Below are 22,115 nucleotides of genomic sequence, written 5' to 3' on the forward strand. Positions count from 1 at the left end.
TATCCTGCACTGGTTAAAGCATGCAATATCTCTAAAAGAAAACAACTTTCCAATCCCGTTTGAATTTACCATCGGGGAATAATCGCTCTATTCCTTCTTTATCTTCCAGCTTGCCATTAGTGCCCTCATGATCTGCAATACCACACCAGGGTTCAATACATATAAAATCGGCATCCTTGGCCGACCAGATCCCTAAATAAGGAAAGCCTTCCGTATCCATCTCCAATCCATGCGGCGTAGCATCACTCTTCAACGTTACTTTGGTGGAAGCCAGCTCCTTAAATACGAGGGCATCATTATAAAACAAGGGTTTGTTAACCGGTAATGTGTGGGTATGTTCCAATGATGGTACCGGTGTATTTTCAATCAACCCTGCAGCAGACAATGGCCATTTGCCCGCATGCTCCTCCTCATTGAAATAAAGATAATAGTCCTCAAAAGTAGTACCTGCCACCAGGGGTACTTTAAATGCGGGATGCCCTCCTACGGAAAACAACAGATCAGACTTTCCCGTATTTTCAATCTCATAGATCACTGTCAGCTGTTCTTCTGCAATGGCATAGTGGATGTGAAAGCGGAAATGAAACGGATACACTTTCCAGGTAGCTTCATTATCGGTAAGTGTGAGCGTAATCCGGCTATCCGTTTGAGCAGTTACCTCAAACACCATATCCCTGGCAAAACCATGCCTGCCCAGGGAATACGACTTCCCTTCATACGTATAGCTGTTATTGTTTAACCCGCCTACCACCGGAAATAATACCGGACTTTTTTTCCCCCAGAAAGCAGGATCTCCACTCCACATGTATTCCAGTTGCAGATCCTTACGGATCACACTTTGCAGCTCTGCGCCTTTTTCAGCAATCGTAACACTTAATTTTTCATTGGATAATTGCAGCATATGTGATGAGGTTTTATATATTCCTGATTTTACATGTGCTGCAAAAATAGTACTACTTTGGCAATTCCGGTGGATGCCCGTTTATCCAGCGCCTGATTATTACCTATCTTTGCGGCAACCATAATAATTTGAATTTACTCACAATAAAGCGGAAAGATCATGGAGTCATTAAAAGGAAAAACAGCGCTCATTACAGGCGGAGGTAAAGGCATAGGCCGCGCCATCGCCATTGCGCTGGCAAAAGAAGGAGTCAACATCGCGCTGCTGGGACGGTCTACCGGCCCACTGGAAGAAGTAGCTGCAGAGGTAGCTGCTCACCGTGTAAAAGTAGCTTTTGCGATTGCAGATGTAGGAGATATAAATGCCGTAAATACTGCGGTACAAAAGATTTCCGAAGCATTTGACACTATCGATATTCTCATCAATAATGCAGGGATTGCTGCCTTTGGCAATTTTATGGAATTAGCGCCCGAACAATGGGAAAACATCATCCGCGTAAACCTCCTGGGTGTATATTATGTTACACGTGCCATACTGCCGGGTATGATCGAACGCCAGACCGGAGATATTATCAATATCTCTTCTACAGCGGGACAACGAGGTGCACCACTTACCAGTGCATACAGTGCCTCTAAATTTGGTTTACTGGGCCTTACTGAATCCCTGATGCTGGAAGTAAGGAAGCATAATATCCGCGTCAGCGCCTTAACCCCCAGTACAATTGCTACAGACATGGCAAAGGAACTGAAACTGACTGATGGTAATCCCGACAAGGTATTGCAACCGGATGACCTGGCCGAGTTTGTGGTATCACAACTGAAACTGAACCGCCGGGTGCTGGTAAAATCTGCAGGGTTATGGTCTACTAATCCCTGATCCTCCAGGATCAGATAACATAACAGTGCCGGTTCACCGTAAATATTCACTTACTGAACCGGCGCCTCCACCCTATAAGAATACTTACATGCAACCAGATATGAACAACGGCGTGGCCTTGCCCCATCTCCAGAAACTGGGATATGAGTTTTACAACCGTACCAATGTACTCACCATCGCCAAAGCACTGATAGGAAAGATTATCGTTACCCACTTTGACGGACAGTATACGGCAGGGCGCATTGTGGAAACAGAAGCCTATAACGGTATCATTGATAAAGCCTCCCACGCCTATGGGGGCAGGCGTACCAACAGGACTGAAGTGATGTACCAACAGGCGGGGCTTGCTTATGTTTACTTATGCTATGGTATTCACCATCTTTTTAATATCGTTACCAACGAGCAGGATACACCGCATGCGGTGTTGGTAAGAGCAGTAGCGCCGCTGGCAGGTATTCCGGTTATGCTGGAGCGAACCGGTAAAAAGAAAGCAGATTACACCCTTACCAGAGGTCCGGGCAATGTTTCCAAAGCATTAGGTATCGTAACAGGCCACACCGGGCAAAGCCTGCTGGGCGATGTCATATACATCGCAACAGACAACTTCCCCATAAAACCGCGGGAAATTGTGGCTACTCCACGTATTGGGGTAGACTATGCAGGTGCAGATGCATTGCTCCCCTACCGGTTTATACTGAAAGGCAACCCATATGTAAGTGGAAAAAAATAAAACCAGCAAACCCCGGTGCACTACTTCCCGGGATCTACTGGTTGTCATTTATGCAAAGAAAGATTACTCTATCACTTTCAGGTATCTCCCCAGCCAGTAAGGCAACAGGTACTCATCTCCTGCCAGCTCACTCGTGCCTTGCTCTTTAGAATCCAGATTAAATGCATTGGCATTATGCCGGTGCATAGGCTGCTCTCCCGGAGGAATTAATTCTGTAGTAGTTTGTCCGCGGAAATTATCCGGTAAAAATACCAGGTCTTTCCGGTGGGAATTCTTTATGCCCCAACGCACCTGATCCAATGGATACTCCCGTAAATACCAGAATGTAGCAGCTTCATCATAAGTACCTGCTGTAGCTAAAGTAATCAGGTTCCATAATGGATTCTTTTCTGGTCGTTCCAGCTGCCAGTGATTCAGGATCACCCCTTTAAACTGTTGTTGCAGCTCCGGTGTAAAGGCATAACGTTCCAATACCCAATAAGTCAGGAAAGCCATTTCATCATCCGAATGATTCCATCCACCCATCCCCAGGTCAATGCCCATATGTTTGAACCCTGGCGTAGCTTTGATCGTATTGTAATCAACCAGGATATTTTTAAGATAGCCATGTTCCTTCATCAGGCGGTAGGCTTCTGTTTTGTAAATCTCTTTACCGGTAAGGGCATAACCCAGTTGTAATCCTGCAATGATGGTCGTACTGCCTAACTTACGGTCGCCAATGGTTTCAGGGTACATATTGATGTATTCCGGATTCCAGCGCCCCCATAAAGTAGGTTTGCCATCCACATCTATAAAGTAATAGTTGTTATCAAGGAGATGCATTAAGATCTTATCCATAAATGCAGCCACTCTTTTCTTCTCTCCTTCTGTTTCTGCTACCATTTCATCCAGCACGGCGGCAATGAAAATATAGGCTACAAATTCATCACTGCTGGTATGTCCTTTCCATTCCCATTCCGGATCCGGAGAATCGCGCCAATGTTCCGGGTCAGAGTTCTTATATCCTTTCCTTTCAAAGGTGCGGGAAGGGAATCCTTTTAACTGGTTAATAGACAACAAACGTTCAAAGGCCTCAAATGCTTCCCAGGCATACCGTTTTGCTTTTTTGTCGCCGGTTACCTGATAACGGAAAGCCTGACTACCCAGATAAAATGCACTCCACAAACCATCATTATCAGTATCTGCCATTTCCGCAGAAGCCAGATCACCAGGTGATTTCAGATGTATATTTGAAATAAACCCGTAACGGATATGCCTGTCCCGGATTTTATTCTGGAAATAAACAGCTTTTTTCTCCAGGGTTTGTGTACTGAATTCTATTTTATTTAATCCGCTGTTGGTGAGCAAAAAAATGTTTCCTTCACTATCAGCTGTTATACCTGTTATCTGGTCATTGTCCAGCCAGCGTTTGGATGCATAATACCGGAACTTACCGGAGTTTTCTTTCATAAAAGCCCCTATTGGAGTACCTGCCCATACGTGCCCGTTTACTACCGCCAGCTGGCTGATATTCTGAACCGGCACTTTCGTCTGCATGCCAAAGGTGCTGTCGCCGGTAGCTTTATCAATCCCAAAATAGCCATTGGCGGTTCCCAGGATGATTTCATTCCCGCGAAAAGCTACTGACTGCAGATTATTACCTTTATGAATCGCTTCCCAGCGCTCTCCCGCCAGCTGGTATACTCCTCTGGTACTAAATCCGTAAAATGCACCATCTTTTGCCTGAATAGAAAGCAATGCATCTCCCGGTGCGGGGATGTTGATCAGTTTTCCCTGACGGTATAGTCCCGTTGCATTCTTTCCTGCCAGCAATACGGTTCCATCTTCTGCTACCGCCAGCATGTTAAACTTTCCTTTGGGCAGCAAACCATAGGGTACACCTGCATATCCGTTGGTCAGAAATTTATCTTCATACAGATAATACAAATGTCCGGCACCTTCCTGTGCAGTAATATCCACTGGTATTTTTTGTGCCAAAGGCCGGAAACGTACATCTCTTATCAGCTTATTGTCACTAACCCGGTATAATCCTTTATTGCTAAGCACATAGGCAATATCATTATAGTCTGTAACTACCTTTTTCAGTGTACTTCCCTTTAACTCATCAGGCAAAGGATATTTCACTGAAATAGCCTGTTTGAAAGGCGTATCCGGATCATTTGCCCAGACTTTCCCGGTTGCCAGGGTGAACAGCAAACATCCCCCTGCAACAAATAAACGTGTGATCATAAGCTTTAACTATTATTTTTCTTTGATCAGCCACACTTCCGATACCCGGGAGTGCTGCCGCCAGTTAATATGTTCTTCATCAATCGTATCCCAGGTGAGCAGTAGCTTACCTTCCCGGATTAATCCTGCCGGTATGGGAAATACTTTTCTTTCACCAATACCTTTTCCATAGATGGTAGGTTGGAGACGCTGACCATTGGCTTTTAGCAAGGACTCTCCATAACCGGTTACCTGCACGGTATAAGTTGCGGTGCTATCCAGTTGTTCATATAATAATCCAGTAGGCCAGCGCAAACTCATCATCCACGAAAGCCGCTTCCTGCTCATCCCTCCGTCCCACCAGTCAAATCCGGGATTATCACTTTTGCGCATCAGCGGATCAGTATTGATACCTTCTCCCCTTACCACGTGTGGCGACTTTGATACATTGGCTACATTATCATAGAAACTTCCCGGTCCGGGGTTTTCCCATGTTGCCAAAGTATCCAGTGCTTTCAGCTGGCGTTCCTTATCTGTAAGCTGGCCAATACGTTTAAACTCATCCTCCAGCCACCATCTGTTGTTCAGTGGCCGGTCCAGGAAGTCGAGCACAGCCCCCCGCTCTGATCCTGATGCTTTATACTTGGCTACACTTGTTTGCAGCTGCACGGAATTATAAAGCGCTTCGCACAGTTCAATTATTTTCTGATGCCATTCCGGTTTTACCGGCGCTGTCACTGCTTCCTGCAATATCTTTTCTGCGGCAGCCATCGCTGGCACAACACCTGTTTCTTTTGCTTTTAACAATACTGCATTGGCCCTTTGCTCCAGTGCTGATTCATAGATATAACGTTCACGTACATATGCATCATAATAAGCGCGTAATAAACACATCTGCCAGCGCCAGTTGCCAGACAGTTCCAGGTGTTTCTGTGCGATGTTTTGCCACAGCTGCAAGGTAGCCGGGATACTCCCATTGGCCACAATAGGACCTTCCCAGTTTTTCTCCAATGCCAGAATGCCATCTGCTGCGGTAGCGGCAATATCACTGGCGAAGAAAAAATTAGCATACTGCAATACAATATTCCTCACATCTGCTCCGGCATGCCATCCCAACTGGCTCCAGACGGCTTTATTAATATCATCGTGCGCCCCATCTGAATAGGAGATAAAGCCATTGGTAAAGCCTACGGTATGACGGTAAATATTGGCATAATAATAAGGCTGTGGGTTTACCGGCTCACGCCCCAGCGTAAAATTAAAGGCAGGATCCCACCAGGCTACCGGGTAATCACAACGCACGGTATGCGTAATGTCGGGGTAATTGCGTAATCCGTATCTGGCAGGCAAGGCAGCCCTGGTTTCCTCAAACGGAGGGCTGCTGGGCCCACATACCAATCCACCCATCCAGGCAGGTAGTTTGGTGTTCATATACTGATATACAAACTGGCTCTGTGCTGGTGTAAATCCTTGTAGGGACAGCCAGATCCTGGCCTGTGGGTGATACTTCTTTAATATCGGTGCCAATGTTTCCAGCAAAGGCATCATGAGTTCGGGAGGATTTTTTCCGGGATCTCCTCCTGGAAAAAACACATCATCTATTTTAGGGGTCTGCTTATACAGTGTTTCACATTCCACGATATATGCGGCACGTTTAGCCGCATCGCTCAGGTCTGTTTCCACCGGTGTCCAGGCCCAGTAATCGATGCCATACCGCTTACAGATCCCGCTGATCAGGATATTCATTTTTTCCGGTGCCACCTTAAAGTGCGGACTTGGTTTGCCGGCAAACGGGATCGTTTCTACGCTGTTGGCGCCAAAGATCACCAGCTCCCGGATATACTGGTCATATTGTTCCGGTGTCCAGCCATCATAAGAGTTGGCCGTATTCCGGTACCCCAGCTGATGCCCGCGCACCGGTACTTCCGGCCACTCTGCGAGCGACAGGTTTGCAGCTACACCTACACTATTCTTTTGATATTGTAACAACCGGAGCAAATGTCCGGCACCAAAGAGTACCCCTCTGCTATCCCGGCCTTCAATACATACTACGGTACGTCCTTTTTCCTGCATGCTCCCTATCCGGTAGGCCTCCGCCTGCAATGACAAGGGAGGGGCTCCGGGCACATTCACCTTATTTTTAGCACCTGCCTGTTGGAGTACAATCACATCACCAGCAGCCGGCAATTGGGTCGCTATTTCCCAACGCAGTCCTGTTCTTTTGGCTACTTCTTCTATTAATATCTTTGCGGCCATCGCTTCGCTTTCCGGCAAACGGCCCTTACCTGTAACAACCGTCACTTTAGTAAGCGTCACCTGCTGTCCATAAACAGGTGACGCTGTGAATAATGCAAATACGCCTGTCAACAATAACAGTAACGCTGCATAGCGGGCATAGGTAATGAACAAGTGTAGATAACTTTTCATGAAACAACTTAATAATCGTGGGTTTACAGCTACTTTTTTATACTTGCCAAACTGATTAAAGTGCTCCCGACATTTCACACTGCTGCTGAGTATAAAAAAACAGGGTTTTCAAGTACAGTTTGAAATATTATCTCCTGCCTTTTTTCTGCAGATATTTTACTAAGATTTCCGGATGATCTGTTTGCATACCATCCACCTTCAGCTGTAATGCAGGATCCCATTGCGCGGGTCCTTCTTCTTTCTCCTGCACATCCAGCCACACTGCTACTTTGGCTGCTTTTGCAGCAGCCAGCATTTCCGGTGTATATTGCCGGTGATCACCATCCAATGCCGCCACTTTTGCAGTGCGGATAAACGCCTGTAAGCTGGCTGCATCTTTTACCGTTTCCGGCAAACTGCACATCAAGGGCATTTGCGGCGCTATTTGCTGCCACTGTTTCAACTGCTCTTCCGCATTAATATATACGATAACAGATCGTTCCATGCCTGCAGCTTTGATCAAAGCGTAGGTTTTGGCAACATCTGCGTCCTTAAAATCAAGGTAGATATGAATCTTGCCTTTACAGGCTGCCAGCACTTCCTTAAAAGTGGGCACACGGTACACGTTTTTATCAGCCTCCAGTCTGGGCTTTACTGCTAATTGCCTGATGGCTGCAAAGGTCAGGTCTTTCACTGCTCCCTTGCCATTCGTCATGTGATCTACGGTAGCATTGTGCATCAGTACCAGCTCCCCGTCTTTTGTTGTGCGAAGATCTACCTCCACATAATCTACGCCATGTGTAATTGCTTTTTTGCAGGCTGCTACCGTATTTTCCGGTACCAGTACATGATCGCCCCGGTGCGCAATTACCACCGTTGTATGTTTGCTATAAGGCAAAGGTGGCTGTGCCACCACCTTTGCTGTTATGAAAATTAAAAGGGAAAATAAGACGTATGAACGCATGTTTTTTTAGCTTTTGGCTGTTAGCCTTTAGCTGTTAGCTGCCTGTAGCAATTGAAGACATCGTTTGCTACAGACAGCTACACCTTATTTAATTTAATAATAATTCGCTTGCATTTATAGCTAAAAGCTAAAGGCTAATAGCTAACAGCTCCTTATTTCAGGTACCACATCAACACATTACGGGTATCACCACCTATCCGGGCAATCGCTTCCTGGTAAGAAGCCTCGTTCAAGCCATTCTCATTATCAGGGTAGATATACCTTTTGGGAATAGTGCTCTGTGCAGCCATTGGCCCCAGCACAAATTCAGGGAAACCGGTACGGCGGTGGTCAAACCAGCCTTCTGCACCTTTCAGGAATCCGGCCATCCATTTCTGTCCGATCAACTGCTTTAAAGTGCCATCATATTTTACCAGTGCCTGATCATAATAATGCATATTCTCTGCATCACCGGTTACACCGTATTGGGCCATACCTGCTGCGATAGCTTTGTAATACATAGACTCAGCAGTTTCACCGGCTACTGTGATCTTACCCTTCTGTAAACCTTCTGCCAGAATGAAAAGTATTTCAGGATAAGAAACCAGGCTGGCTTTTAACATATCATTTTTGCTGCTGGAGAACAGTGGGCTCAACAGGGACATCTTTTTATTGCCCCCATTATAGTCATAAGGCGCGGGAATAGCATTGGGTACACCTACGTACTCATTCTTATCTATTGTACCAATTTCTTCCACTTTAGCTACCAGTACTGGTAGTCTTGGATCATTCCTTTTCAGCAGAAAGTCAACTATTTCCTTGCTGGGTTTACGCTTGTCAAACTCGTCTGGAGAGCTGGCAATCGTGCTACCAGGCCAGCTGTTGTCTTTATTGGTTCCCAGATAAGGTACCTGTGCATTATCTGCATTGCTTTCAAAAATGGGGTACTTGGCTTTATTGCTCAGTATTTCCTGCATTTCTGTAAAAGCGTTTGCATAGTTTTTGGAACAACGCAGTAACAACCGCAACCGTAAGGAATTGGCGAACTTTTGCCACATGATTGCCTTACCACCGTACATCATATCGGCTGTTTTGTCAATCGGCAAAGTGGTAGTAGCCAGTACATCATTGGCTTCTTTCAGCTGCTTTAACAAGTCCATATAAATAGACTCCTGTGTATCATACTTGGGATGTACAATACCATCTTTCAGCTGCAGAGCTTCTTTGTAAGGTACATCTCCATACAGATCTGTTAAATACGAAGCGGAGAAAGCATTCAAGATTTTGCCAATAGCAACATACTGGTCCTGTGAACGGCTTTTAGCAATGCTCACCATGTTATAAATGGTAGACAATTTCTGATAATGACCATCCCAGCCCTGAGGGCCCCAGCCAAATTTGTCAGGCCCTTCGTTCCGGACCATGGTAATATAACGGCCGGCGGATGCAGGTTCAGACATATAACTATCCTTCTGATAATCGTAGGCAGCTGAAAGCAGCACATTCGACATCAGGTATTGAGGATCTATTGTTTCCGGGTCATTGGGATTGACGTTAATATCTCCCAGGTTTTTACTACAAGCTCCCAATATTAACGAGCAAAGCAGCAATAAGCTTAATTTATGTATATATCGCATAATAACTGCATTAATAGTTAAAAGTTAAAACCTAATTTAAATCCAAAAGAACGTACACCTGGTAATGACCAGCTGGTTACACCCTGTCCAAAGCTGCCATTTTGTATGGCTACGGCTGTTTCAGGATCATACCCCATGCCTGCTGCAGTCCAGTTGAAAAGGTTTCTGCCAATTAAACCAATTGTTAAATTAGATACTGGTACGTTTCCTAACATTTTGTTTGGAAAAACATAGCTCAGTGAAGCTTCTCTCAGTTTTACGTAAGTAGCATCGAAAGTAGAACGGCCATTAAAGCTCCAGTAGTATTCTCCATAATAGTTTTCCGGATCAGTAATGACATCATTCAATTTGTAGCCACCATTGCCATCAGCAATATAACCATGCAGAATCATACCATCTGTGCGGTCACGGGTACCATCATTCCAGGCAAGTCCGCCTGATTGTGGATCACGGCCTGCAGAAGTGGTAGTGGTACGGCCATCAGACAACAGGTTCTTAGCCATATAGGAATAGAACTGTCCACCCTGACGCCAGTCGATCAATACGTTTAAAGTAAATCCTTTGTAGGTAAAAGTGTTGGTGAAACCTACCATAAAGTCAGGATTGTAGTTTCCGATCTTTACTACTTCATTTACTTTCTGGTAAGCACCGCTTTCATCCAGTAAAGGTTCTCCTTTATAAGGTCCATCGGGCACTTTCTCCCAGGTATTAGCATAAAAATCACCCATCACTTCCCCTTCTCTGATCAGGTACTTCACCCCTTCTGCAGAATTCATTTCCAGGCTGCTGATACCTTCCGTGAGTTTTACTACCCTGTTCCGGTTTCTGCTGAATACTGCAGATACATCCCAGTTAAAGGCACCTTTGATCGGTGTACCTGTTAAGTTAACTTCCCAGCCCTTATTCTCAATTTCACCAGCATTGATCCATCTGCCACCATAACCAGAAGCCATAGTAGTCTGAATTCTCATGATCTGGTTACGGCTGTTTTTAATATAATAAGAGGCATCTATCCCCAGTCTGCCAGAGAAAAAGCGCAGATCAGCACCTATTTCAGAAGAAGTAGCAATTTCTGGTTTTAAATTATTATTCTTTAAAGTAAAGTCCAGTTCAGCTTTCTTCACTACGCCCCAATCCTGTCCAAATCTATAGGTATTATACAATTGATATGGATCGGTATCTCCTCCTACCTGTGCCCAGTTCAGGCGTAATTTTGCAAATGATAAAGGACCACTGGTAACATGGAACATATCCGTTAATACTGCACTTAATGAAGCAGAAGGATAGAAATAAGAGTTGTTGCCAGTTGGTAATGAGCTGGTCCAGTCATTTCTGGCTGTCAGATCCAGGTAGATATAGTTCTTATAAGATACCTGTCCCATGCCATACACACTGTTGATCCGCTTTTTAGAGCGTCCGGAATAATTCCGTACAGTACCAGCCTGCGCATTACTGATATTATACAACCCGGATACTACCAACGCATCTGCAAAGTTGGAGTTACCGCTGGTTTTACGGTCCATCCGGCTTGCACCACCAGATATGGAGAAGAACCAGTCCTCAGATACCGCCTTTTTATAGGTCAGCAAGAAGTCGGAGTTCATTTCATTAAAGAAGCTGGTTTCAAAACCATAGCCTCCTTTAGGATTGCTCTTCAGGCTGAAAGGCCGTTTGGTTTCCCTTTGTTCAGAGAAATGATCCAGACCGGTTCTCAACATCAGGGTAAGGGCTTCTGTGATATCTATATTCAACTGCACATTTCCCATGATACGGTCACGGTTATAACCATTCGTAGCTTCGTATGCAATTAAGTAAGGATTGTCTACTTTACCCGGTACATGTGAAAATTGCTGTACACCTACCTGACCAGGCAACCAGTAGTTTTTCAGTTTATTGATGTCAATATTGGGGGTAGTGGTATATACAATATTGGCCGCACTTCCACGGTTTACAGCAGGGCGGTTATCACTGCCATTACCGATATAGGATACATTGGTACTGATTCTTACATTTTTGTTCAGTTTATACCCTGCTGCCAGATTGATGGTATTTCTTTTCAGATCAGTATTAGGCACAATCCCTTCATTTGTAAGATTGGTATAGGAAAGGCGGAAATTACCCTGATCATTATTACCGGTTACCGCTACGTTATTGGTAAGCGTAAAACCTGGCTTAAAGAAATCTTTGTGACGGTTAGGGTAAGCTACCCAGTCTGTTGGGATTGGATTACCATTGCCATCCAGCGGGCTATCCCATTGAATGTGCTTGGTACCTATATTTAATCTTGGGCCCCAGCTGGATTCAGAAATTGTTTCATCGCTACCGGCACGGTCTCCCGCTCCAAACTCATTCTGGAAATTAGGATAGATCCAGGCTTGGTCTACCATAATGGAAGAGTTCACACTTACGCCTAACCCTTTTTTAGCTTTTGCACCTGTTTTAGTAGTAATCAGGATAACACCATATGCAGCACGGCTACCATACAAGGCCGCAGCACTGGCGCCTTTCAGTACGGTTACTGTTTCCACATCATCCGGGTTGATATCAGACATAGGGCTACCATAATCTACCACCCCACTTCCTAATGGCTGGGTTGGGTTACGGATACCATTGTCTACCGGAATACCATCTACCACCAGCAATGGCTGCTTAGGGGTAGAGCTAAAAGAGCTTTCTCCACGAATGGTGATAAACGCAGTAGATCCGGGATCAGAACCCGCACTTCTTACGTTTACCCCGGCAACTTTACCGGATAATGCATTGGCTACGTTTACTTCCTTCACGGAGTTCACTTTAGAGCCGTCCAGAGTAGCAATGGAATAACCCAATGCTCTTTCCTGTCTTTTAATACCAAGGGCGGTTACTACTACCCCTGTCAGCTCACGGGTATCAGACTCCAGCCTGATATTTAATTGTCCGCCGCTACCGGCAGGCACTTCTTTAGCTACATAACCGATAAAGCGGAATACCAGGGTTGCTTTAGAGCTGGATACACGTAAACGGTATTTACCATCCACATCGGAGGTACTACCATTTTTGGTACCTTTTTCCACCACACTTACACCTGGTAATGCTTCTCCTTTATCATTGGTAATTACCCCGGTTACGATCACTTCCTGCGCCAGTACGGAGCTTACTTTATTTGCTGAATTACTTTGTCCGTTTTCTTTAACTGATTTGATCACATAATCAGATTGGCTCATCCGTACATACATCAGCCCTACAGGGTTCAGTACAGCGGATAATTGACGAACAATATCTGTATGTGAGATCCTCGCCAGTTTTTCAGGTACTTCCAAACCTGAAACCAGCTGATCATCATAATTTATATTTACACTGTACCCGGCTTCTATTCCCGCCAGGGCTTCTTTCAGAGGAACCAGCCGGTTCCCCTTGGTGGAAAAGGCTGGCTTATTGCCCGATTTACTGGCCATTGTTACTTCCTGGGCCCCTGCATACGGTAGCACCATCAGCAACGCCATCGGCAATAGCATAGCTTTACGGTAAGTAGAGTTTTTCCGCATAGTAGTTAATTTAGGTAAGGTTTTAATAACGTGTCTGGTAGCTTTGCTTATTTTGAATTACTGGAAAATGATAGTAGTGTCCTTCCGGATAATCTCTAATTCAAATACCTCTTTTATATTGGCCAATAAAATATTAATGTCTTCTGTAGAGCAGGCACCCGTAAACCGCAGGGTTTCCAGCTCTTTTTTCTTAAATGCTACCCGGTAGCCATAGTTATCTTCCAGCATCCTGGCAATCTCAGACAATGGCTTATTTTCAAATACCAGCCGTTTGTCTTTCCAGGAGGTATATAATGCTGTATTTACAGGTTGTCTGTTAAAAGTGTGTGTATCCCAGGTCATCATTTGCCCTGGCTGCATGATCTCCCGCTGATGATTGGTGTTATTTTCCAGGGCTACCTTCCCTTCTTCCAGCACTACTGCGATATTTCCTTTACGGTGATACACGTTAAAGCTGGTACCCAGTACATCTACATTGATCGTACCGGCATGTACACTGAATTTAGGTGCAGCACTATGTGGTGCTTTTGCCACTTCGAAAAAAGCCTCTCCATCCAGCCATACTTCCCTGGCGGAACTATTACTCCAGTTTTTTGAATAAGTTATCGTGGAATTAGCATTCAATATCAGCTTAGAATTGTCTGGCAGTGTAACCTGCTTGGTTTGTGCATATCCGGTACTTACTTTCACCGGTGCATTATAAATGTAATGAAACCAGCCTGCGGTGAGCAAAATCAGGATGCTCGCAGCAGCAGCCCAGTAATAAGCCTTCTTAATACGGCGTACCGGACGCTCCGGTGCTATATATTCAGTTTTTATCTGTAATAAGATGCGGTCAATGTTACCTTTAACTTCCTTCATCTCCTCCTCTGTAGGACCACCTGGGTTAAAATCCATCATTTCCAGTAAGCCCCGGGCTTCTTCCACCATATGAAGTTTCTCCGGATTGCGTTCTATCCATGATTCCCAAAAGGCGGCAGCTGTGGCATCGTTGTTCTTCACCCAAGACCGAAAAGAAGCGTCTGCCATAAAATCGGGTGTTTTGAAATTTTTATAATGCATACTCACAAATCAGCCTGGAAGTAAATGGCCTTATAAATAGGAGTCCGATATCTCAAAAATACCCTCAGAAAAATCAAAGAATTTTTAAAAAAATTATAACTAATTCAATATCAATATCTACTACTTGAAATTATTTGGAAAAATGGGGAGATGGTAAAGGAAAAATGGCAGGTATATCAGGGAATTCAGGAAAATTAGCAGGTAATCGCAGGATATGATCAGGAAATCATCAGACCATGTTGCCCGTTTTTCTTTCGCAATTGTTCCCGCATCTCGGTAAGGGCACGGTAAACAAGCGTGCGGGCATATTTTACTTCTTTTAAAGACATTACTTCGGCTATTTCATCATAGCTCATTTCTTCATAAAAACGCAGGTAAATAGCCTCCTTTTGCCTTCTGGTCAATAAAGACAGCGTTTGCTCCAGCAGATAGCGCTGCTGCTCCCAGCTTTGTTTATTGATGATGGCATTGTCGGCGGATAATTCCAGCCGGAAATCATATTCCTGTTCCCGGATTGCTTCAGTTGAAATCTTCGCCTCCTGCTGTATCTTTTTGATCACTTTACGGCGGGTGGCTACCAGTAGATAACTTCGTGGATTATGCACAGGAGGTAATTCCCTGCCCTTTAAAAAAAGGGCGGTAAACAGATCCTGCAACAGATCTTTTATAATGCTCCTGTTAGTGGTAAAACGCAGTGCATACCTAAATAACATAGGGAAATAACGCTCATATAAAATATTAAAAGCATCATGATCCCCTTCCAGCATCTTGGCCCAATGATCAACGTCATTACTATACTGTAAAGACTTTTCTGTCATAGGAATTCAGGATTTATTTAAGGTATATTTTACAAAATACCTCCAAATATAATGACTATACAGCGGTCCTGTTATAAAGGAATTGTTATTTCACAGCAGTCCGCGGTAATATAAGCATTTATTTTTTCAAATTCATCCTATTGCATCCTTTTATGACTGGCTATTTTCTGTGATAAATAATGGTATCTGTGGGCAGGCGTTGTAATACATACCCGCCTGTATCCACCTGTAATTTGGGGAGATGTGCCTTCAATGCCAGTATGGCTTTGTCTGAAATAGCGGTTTTATATACATACAGGCGTTGCAGAGAGTTTACCTGCTGTAATGCGGCAATGCCATCGTCTGTAATTTTAGTGCCGAATAAATTAAGATAACGCAGGGTACGGTTACCGGCTAATTCACGTATGCCCGTATCAGTAATGGCAGTATGTTCCAGATGTAACCGGGTGAGGTTAGGAAGTTGTCCGATCGTTTTAAGGCTTGCATCTGTTATCTGTGTATTGCCCATTTTCAGCCACGCGATCTGCTTTTTGAGTGGTAATAATAATGCCACATCCTGATCGTTGAACTGAGCGGCGTTCACAAAGTTCAATTGCAGATAATTGCTGCTGGCACCCACCGGCATTACCTTTACGTCCTTACGTTCCAGCACATGCATATCTTTCTCGGCAGCTGCTGCCACGGCTGTTTCGGGGATATCTACCCCCTCTTTGCCGGATGCTTCCAGAGCAGCGAGCATAGGCTGTATATTAACGGGCACCTCCAATTCCTTTACCTGCTTGTTAAATGGTGCGCCGGATGCAATCCACCATTCCAGCAAGGCGGCCTGGTGCAGGCTTAACTGTGGTTTCCCCTTTGGCGGCATATGCTTCTCCTCTTCTTCGGCCAGCATGATCCGTTTAAATAATTCACTCTGCATAGGGGCACCAGGCTTTAATGCAGGTCCATGCTCCCCTCCTTTTGCCAGCAAGGTACTGTCGTCCAGCCTTAAACCTCCCTTTTGTTTTTCAGTATTATGGCAGCTATAGCAACGTTGAGATAAAATAGGTTGTACAATATCCTGGTACACCTGTGCTTCCGACACCTGAGCAATTACCGGCATAGCAGTGGCAGCCGTGGCTGTTCCAGCGCCCGTCAGCTTACGTAACGACTCCGGCATAGCCTGTGTAAGATAATCACTGCCATGTGTAAGCGATCCTCCATAATGCCCGGCAGCAGATAATAACAATACCATTCCCCCCGCCAATGGTAAGTTCCATTTTTTCAGGAAATAAAACTGTGTGGCACCGCTGAGTTTTCTGCTGATCCACAACAAAAGGGAAATCACCGCTACCCCGATGCCCAGCCATTTATGCCAGCTTAATAAGGATTCATCATACCCTCCGGAAGAAGACAACAGATACCCTGCTATACACGATGCTATGGCGGCGAGCATTCCGGCAAATAGTACCGGCGATATCGCCGCCTGTAGATAGGCATAGGCGGGCTTCCTCCCCAGCCATTCAAGGATAAACACCACCAGCAATATGCCAATAGGTAAGTGTACCAGTAAAGGATGTGAACGGCCAATAAACAATTCCCAGTTGCCGGGTGCAGTGGCCTGTAATAAAAAGAAATGCGCCGTCATTAATGGTTGTATCGTTGCTTTAATAAATTCATCATATACACATTCACCTCCCACTGATTAGCTACCGGCTGGCGGGTATAAGGCAAGGCAGGCATATAGTCTGCCGGACCAAATTCCGTGAGAACGGTCATGAGCTGCCCATCGGCTTTTTTACGTGCCATCACCTGGTCCCACCAGCTCAGGTGTGCTTTTACGGTGGCCTCCCATTCCGGTGCACGCGGGTCATTTACCTGCGGTCCTTCCGGATGCCCAATACGGGCATGGATATGCCCGGTACGTGCCAGCGCCAGCTTTACGGTGGCTTCCTGGTCCTGCAACAGGCTTTCATGTACATTGCACCAATGAGAGATGTCCAGCGTAAGCTGTAATCCCGGTATTTTCTCCAGGTACTCCCTGGCCACATGGGCGGCAAACAGGATACGGGAACGATGCGTTTCATGATACACAGGAATACCTGTGCTGGCAGCGACTTTTACCGTAAGGTCAATGAAATCCCGGTTCTGTGCAAAGGTGAAATAATCACGACCGGAATGACAATTGATATACAGCGGGCGCTGTTTATTTTGCGAGGTAGCCGCCAGCAACGCTTCCCGGAATTGTTTTAAATGGGTGGCAGGATCACTGCTGCTGCCGCCACATAAAAAACCTACTTCCAGCTGATGTTGCTGCAAAGCGGCAAACAACGCTTCCTGTGCTTTTGTATCGGACGTCCACCATACTTCAATCCCATCATATCCCGCAGCTTTGGCCCGGGCGCAAAAAGCATCAGTAGTGCCCTCAAAACCCCAGTTGGTAGCCATAAACTTCAATTGGAAACCGGCAGCTGCGGGTTGCCGGTCAATGGGTAATGCAGTGGCTGATAATACCGGTAATAAGAAGGATGCTCCTAAAAGCGAGCTGCGCTGTAAAAAATCTCTGCGGTCAATGTTCATGTAGTCTATACGTATGCCAGCTAATGGCTATGCTTAAGCAATAATTTCGTGAATTACTTTTCCAGCTACATCTGTCAGCCGGAAAGGCCGCCCCTGAAACTGGTAGATCAGTTTTTCATGGTCAAAACCCAACTGATGCAGGATGGTGGCATGTACATCGTGAATGTCTACTTTGCCATTGATCGCAGAAAAACCAATTTCATCCGTCTCTCCCCACGTAGTCCCCTGCTTGATACCTCCGCCTGCCATCCAGATAGTAAAGGCTTCTGTATGATGATCCCGGCCAAAGAAAGGCATCTGCTTGCCCTCCCGGTTTTCCTGCATCGGTGTACGGCCAAATTCTCCCCCCCAAACTACCAGGGTTTCATCCAGCAGTCCTCTTTGTTTCAGGTCCTGCAACAAGGCTACTACCGGACGGTCTATTTCCCGGCACTTGTTACGCAACCCCAGATCTACCGCTGTACTTTCATCCGTACCATGGCTATCCCACCCCCAGTCAAATAACTGTACAAAACGAACCCCCTTCTCTACCAGCTTACGTGCCAGCAAACAATTATTGGCAAAGGATTCCTTTCCCGGCTCTGTGCCATACATCTCATGGATATATGCCGGCTCATTATTGATGTTCATCACATCGGGCACGGATATCTGCATTTTATATGCCAGCTCATACTGGGAAATACGGGATAAGGTTTCCGGATCCTGGAATGCTTCATATTCCTGCCGGTTAATTTCATTGATGGCTTTCAGCGATTCTTTCCGCATATCCCGGTCTACTCCTTCAGGATCACTGATGTATAATACCGGTTCTCCTTTCGACCGGCATTGTACGCCCTGGTATACGGAAGGTAAAAATCCGCTTCCCCATACACTCTTCCCGGCATCCGGTGTTTTACCTCCGGAGGTAAGCACCACAAAACCAGGCAGGTTACTGTTTTCAGAACCCAGGCCATAAGTTACCCAGGAACCTATACTCGGACGGCCCAGCCTCGGACTACCCGTATGCATAAACAACTGGGCGGGCCCGTGATTAAACTGGTCTGTCTGCACCCCTTTCAGGAAACTGATATCATCTGCTACTGTAGTCAGATGGGGCAGCATGTCTGAGATCCAGGCACGGGACTCTCCATGTTGTTTAAACACCGCCTGCGGTCCCAACATCTTGGGAATACCCCGGATAAAGGCAAACCGCTTTCCGGCCAATATAGATGGCGGGCATAACTGATCATGCAACTTCTGCAACTCCGGCTTGTAATCAAACAGCTCCAGCTGGGAAGGCGACCCTGCCATATGCAGGTAAATCACACTTTTGGCCTTTCCCGGAAAATGCGGCACCTTGGGGGCCAAAGGATTCAAACTATCCGCCAATGCACTTTCCTTACTATTAGAAAACACATTACAACCTCCCAGCAAGGAGCCTAATGCGGCAGCTCCCAAGCCTGTCACACAATCCTTCAAAAAGTGCCGCCGGGTTAAAAATTGCAGCGCCTGGTGGTTTGCTTCGTTAATCAGTTTTTGAGACATTTTTTTGAGCTTTTAGCTGTTAGCTGTTGGCTATTAGCTATTGTGTTTTGTTTTTTGCTGTTGTCTATTATGTTATATTCTTGAGCTGTTGGTTATTTGTTTTACTTAGCTAAGAGCTAACTGCTAATAGCTAAAAGCTGTTTTGATCAGCTTTTCGACAAAAATTCATCCAGGTTCATAATAGCATTTGCCACCATTACCAGTGCCGCATTGTGTGGCAGCGCTGTTTCGCCCTGCAGTAATTTCTTAGCGGCTTCCGGTTGTGCGCCATAACGCTTGTAGGCATCCTGGTAAAGCTTTTCCAATACCTGCAGCTTGGCGGCAGATATATCTGTAAACAAGGCTGCTTTATACCCTTCCCTGATACACACAGCTGCATCCTTGCCTCCTTTCTTTACCATCACATCTGCCAGATGCCTGGCTGCTTCCATAAATACCGGGTCATTGAGTGTAGATAATGCCTGTAATGGCGTGTTGGTCCGGATACGGCGCTGCAGGCATACTTCCCTGCTGGAACCATCAAAGGTGATGAAGGATGGATACGGGCTGGTACGCTTCAGGAAAGTATAAATAGCTCTGCGGTAACGGTCTTCTCCTTCGCTGGTTTTCCATTCTTCTCCGCTGTATACACTTTGCCATACCCCATCCGGCTGCCAGGGCATTACCCCAGGGCCTCCCATTTTGCTGCTCAGTAATCCGCATACGGCCAATGCCTGATCCCGTACCTGTTCGGCAGTAAGGCGGAAACGCGGTCCCCGTGCCAGCAAACGGTTGGCAGGATCCTTGTCTGTCAATGCTTTGGTAGCCCGTGCATCCTGGCGATAGGTAGCACTCATCACCATATCTTTCAGCAGTTTTTTGCTGCTCCAGTGGTGCGTATTCATATACCGGTAAGCCAGCCAGTCCAGCAGCTCCGGATGCGAAGGCGCAAATCCCTGAGAACCAAAATCTTCAATGGTTTCTACGATGCCTATTCCGAACAACTGCTCCCAAAAACGGTTTACCATTACGCGGGCGGTGAGTGGATTATCCTTACTCACCAGCCATTGTGCAAACCCCAGGCGGTTCTTAGGTGCGTTCTTAGGAAAGGGGTTGAATGCTTCCGGTACACCCGGCGTTACGGTATCACCTTTTACCAGCCAGTTACCCCGTTCGAAGATCTGCGTGGTACGGAACTGGTCAGGTGTATTTTCTACCATCACCGGCACTCCATCCACCCAGGTATTTACCAGCTGCATATATTTTTCGTCTACTTCCTTATAACCTGGTAAGCCTTTACCAGGGAGACTGCCTCTGAAGGTGAGCCATTCTATGCCACATACCCCTTGTGCCGGCGCCAGCGAAGCATTCCGGAAAATGAAAAACAGATCATGTTTGCCTGCAGTAGCCTGCAATGGAATGGCCATCGCCTGGGTTCCTTTTGTAACAGGAAGTGCCTGCCTGGCCAGGACATTTCCTTTCACACTATCCAGCCGGATTTCTATACTGCCGCCGGCATTGCCGGTCCAGTAGTTGATGATCATATCCGTTACACCGTCCAGCCGGATTTGTTTCAACCGGCAGCTGCCATTATTGTTAACACTCAGCCATTTCCCGTCGGCCAGCTCTCCATTCTGGAACTGGTCACAGCTATGAGGATGAATTTTAGGCTCCAGGGTTTTCAAAAAGCCTAATGCTGCTTTCTGCGCAGGCTGGTCTATTCCCTGCTGCTTCATCCAGGCAGCGATCTCATCTACCTCTTTCTTTTGCACTTCGTTATAAAATCGTAACACCGGATGCTCTCCCGGTACATCTTCATCCCGGGTATTGTTAAAAAAGGCGATAGATTTATAATAGTCTTCAAACTTAATCGGATCGTATGGATGGCTATGGCACTGCACACAGGCAAAAGTGGTGCTCTGCCATACATCCCAGGTAGTACCCACCCGGTCTATCACGGTAGCCGTACGGAACTCTTCATCATCAGTGCCACCTTCATCATTGTTCATCGTATTGCGGTGAAAGGCCGTAGCTATCAGTTGGTCATCCGTGGGGTCGGGCAACAAATCACCCGCCAGTTGCTCTATGGTAAACTGGTCAAATGGCATATCCCTGTTAAAGGCATTGATCACCCAATCCCGGTATCTCCACATCCGGCGACTCTGGTCTTTTTCATACCCTTTGGTATCCGAATAGCGGGCCAGGTCCAGCCACATCGCACCCCAGCGCTCTCCGTAACGGGGGGATGCCAGCAGGGTATCCACAATTTTCTCATAGGCGTTGGCACTGTTGTCTGCTAAAAACCGTTGCACCATTTCCGTAGTAGGCGGCAGGCCTGTCAGGTCCAGGCTTACCCGGCGCAATAAAGTGATTTTGTCTGCCTCTGCAGAAGGCTCCAGACTTTCTTGCTTTAGTTTATCCAGAATAAAATAATCAATATCATTTTTCGCCCATTGCTTTTCATCGCTGCCACCGAACAAACCGGCCCAGGAAGAAGATTTTGCGGGTACAGGTACATCCCGGGGTGGTTCATACGCCCAGTGTTTACCCCATGCTGCCCCCTGCTCTACCCACCGCGTCAGCACATCAATTTCTTCCTTGCTCAAAGGGGCATGTTTGTAAGGCATCCTTTCTTCGGGATCCTTACTGTGTAAGCGTTTTATAAATTCACTGCCGGCGGCATCCCCCGGAATAATGGCGGGCTTCCCTGATTTTGTGACGCCCAGGGCTTCTTCACGGAACAATACGCTGAATCCGCCACTTTGCTTAACGCCACCATGACAGGAAATACAATGTTTATTTAAAATGGGCTTTACATCTGCACTGTAATCTACTTTACGTCCGGATTGGCATCCGGGTAATGCCACATACAAAACAGGCACAGCTAATGCTAAAGCAATTACAATTCTGGTTGCGTTCATAACGGGTTATCGTTTTGTTCACTGATG

Annotated in this window: 14 protein-coding genes; 2 read left to right on the forward strand and 12 right to left on the reverse strand. The window is 46.0% G+C overall.

What is annotated here, in order from left to right; all coding sequences use genetic code 11:
• Positions 1 to 31: 31 nt before the first annotated feature.
• The gene (locus ABR189_RS11510; protein WP_354660638.1) at positions 32 to 901 is read right to left on the reverse strand and encodes an aldose 1-epimerase family protein; all 870 of its coding nucleotides are present in this window, start codon (positions 899 to 901) and stop codon (positions 32 to 34) included.
• A gap of 159 nt (positions 902 to 1,060) precedes the next feature.
• Between ABR189_RS11510 and ABR189_RS11515 the strand changes: the two genes are divergently transcribed.
• The gene (locus tag ABR189_RS11515; protein ID WP_354660639.1) at positions 1,061 to 1,777 is read left to right on the forward strand and encodes a 3-ketoacyl-ACP reductase; all 717 of its coding nucleotides are present in this window, start codon (positions 1,061 to 1,063) and stop codon (positions 1,775 to 1,777) included.
• Between the two features lie 88 nt (positions 1,778 to 1,865).
• The gene (locus ABR189_RS11520) at positions 1,866 to 2,507 is read left to right on the forward strand and encodes a DNA-3-methyladenine glycosylase (protein WP_354660640.1); all 642 of its coding nucleotides are present in this window, start codon (positions 1,866 to 1,868) and stop codon (positions 2,505 to 2,507) included.
• Positions 2,508 to 2,570: 63 nt separating this feature from the next.
• Here ABR189_RS11520 and ABR189_RS11525 read toward each other — a convergent pair whose 3' ends face one another.
• The 11 genes from ABR189_RS11525 to ABR189_RS11575 form a co-directional block, all read right to left on the reverse strand.
• Positions 2,571 to 4,736: a ligand-binding sensor domain-containing protein gene (locus ABR189_RS11525; protein ID WP_354660641.1), complete on the reverse strand. Its 2,166-nt coding sequence runs from the start codon at positions 4,734 to 4,736 to the stop codon at positions 2,571 to 2,573.
• A 12-nt stretch (positions 4,737 to 4,748) separates the two neighbouring features.
• Positions 4,749 to 7,142: a glycoside hydrolase family 20 zincin-like fold domain-containing protein gene (locus ABR189_RS11530; protein WP_354660642.1), complete on the reverse strand. Its 2,394-nt coding sequence runs from the start codon at positions 7,140 to 7,142 to the stop codon at positions 4,749 to 4,751.
• Positions 7,143 to 7,269: 127 nt separating this feature from the next.
• On the reverse strand, positions 7,270 to 8,085 hold the full coding sequence (locus ABR189_RS11535; protein WP_354660643.1) for a glycerophosphodiester phosphodiesterase family protein: 816 nt from the start codon (positions 8,083 to 8,085) through the stop codon (positions 7,270 to 7,272).
• Between the two features lie 152 nt (positions 8,086 to 8,237).
• Entirely contained in the window at positions 8,238 to 9,701 is a 1,464-nt protein-coding gene (locus ABR189_RS11540; RefSeq protein WP_354660644.1) for a SusD/RagB family nutrient-binding outer membrane lipoprotein, read from the reverse strand.
• A 17-nt stretch (positions 9,702 to 9,718) separates the two neighbouring features.
• Positions 9,719 to 13,225, reverse strand: coding sequence for a SusC/RagA family TonB-linked outer membrane protein (locus ABR189_RS11545; RefSeq protein ID WP_354660645.1), 3,507 nt, complete (start codon positions 13,223 to 13,225; stop codon positions 9,719 to 9,721).
• Between the two features lie 57 nt (positions 13,226 to 13,282).
• Entirely contained in the window at positions 13,283 to 14,254 is a 972-nt protein-coding gene (locus ABR189_RS11550; RefSeq protein ID WP_354660646.1) for a FecR family protein, read from the reverse strand.
• Between the two features lie 251 nt (positions 14,255 to 14,505).
• Positions 14,506 to 15,105, reverse strand: a complete 600-nt coding sequence (locus ABR189_RS11555; protein ID WP_354660647.1) for an RNA polymerase sigma factor — start codon at positions 15,103 to 15,105, stop codon at positions 14,506 to 14,508.
• Positions 15,106 to 15,265: 160 nt separating this feature from the next.
• Positions 15,266 to 16,786, reverse strand: a complete 1,521-nt coding sequence (locus ABR189_RS11560; RefSeq protein WP_354660648.1) for a c-type cytochrome domain-containing protein — start codon at positions 16,784 to 16,786, stop codon at positions 15,266 to 15,268.
• Entirely contained in the window at positions 16,732 to 17,664 is a 933-nt protein-coding gene (locus ABR189_RS11565; RefSeq protein ID WP_354660649.1) for a sugar phosphate isomerase/epimerase family protein, read from the reverse strand. The genes ABR189_RS11560 and ABR189_RS11565 overlap by 55 nt, the downstream gene beginning before the upstream one ends.
• Positions 17,665 to 17,697: 33 nt before the next feature.
• Entirely contained in the window at positions 17,698 to 19,188 is a 1,491-nt protein-coding gene (locus ABR189_RS11570; RefSeq protein ID WP_354660650.1) for a DUF1501 domain-containing protein, read from the reverse strand.
• 146 nt (positions 19,189 to 19,334) lie between these two features.
• Positions 19,335 to 22,088 (reverse strand): DUF1553 domain-containing protein, encoded by a 2,754-nt coding sequence (locus tag ABR189_RS11575; RefSeq protein ID WP_354660651.1) that lies wholly within the window; start codon positions 22,086 to 22,088, stop codon positions 19,335 to 19,337.
• Positions 22,089 to 22,115: the final 27 nt, after the last annotated feature.

The organism is Chitinophaga sp. H8 (genome assembly GCF_040567655.1).
Classification (GTDB): Bacteria; Bacteroidota; Bacteroidia; order Chitinophagales; family Chitinophagaceae; genus Chitinophaga; species Chitinophaga defluvii.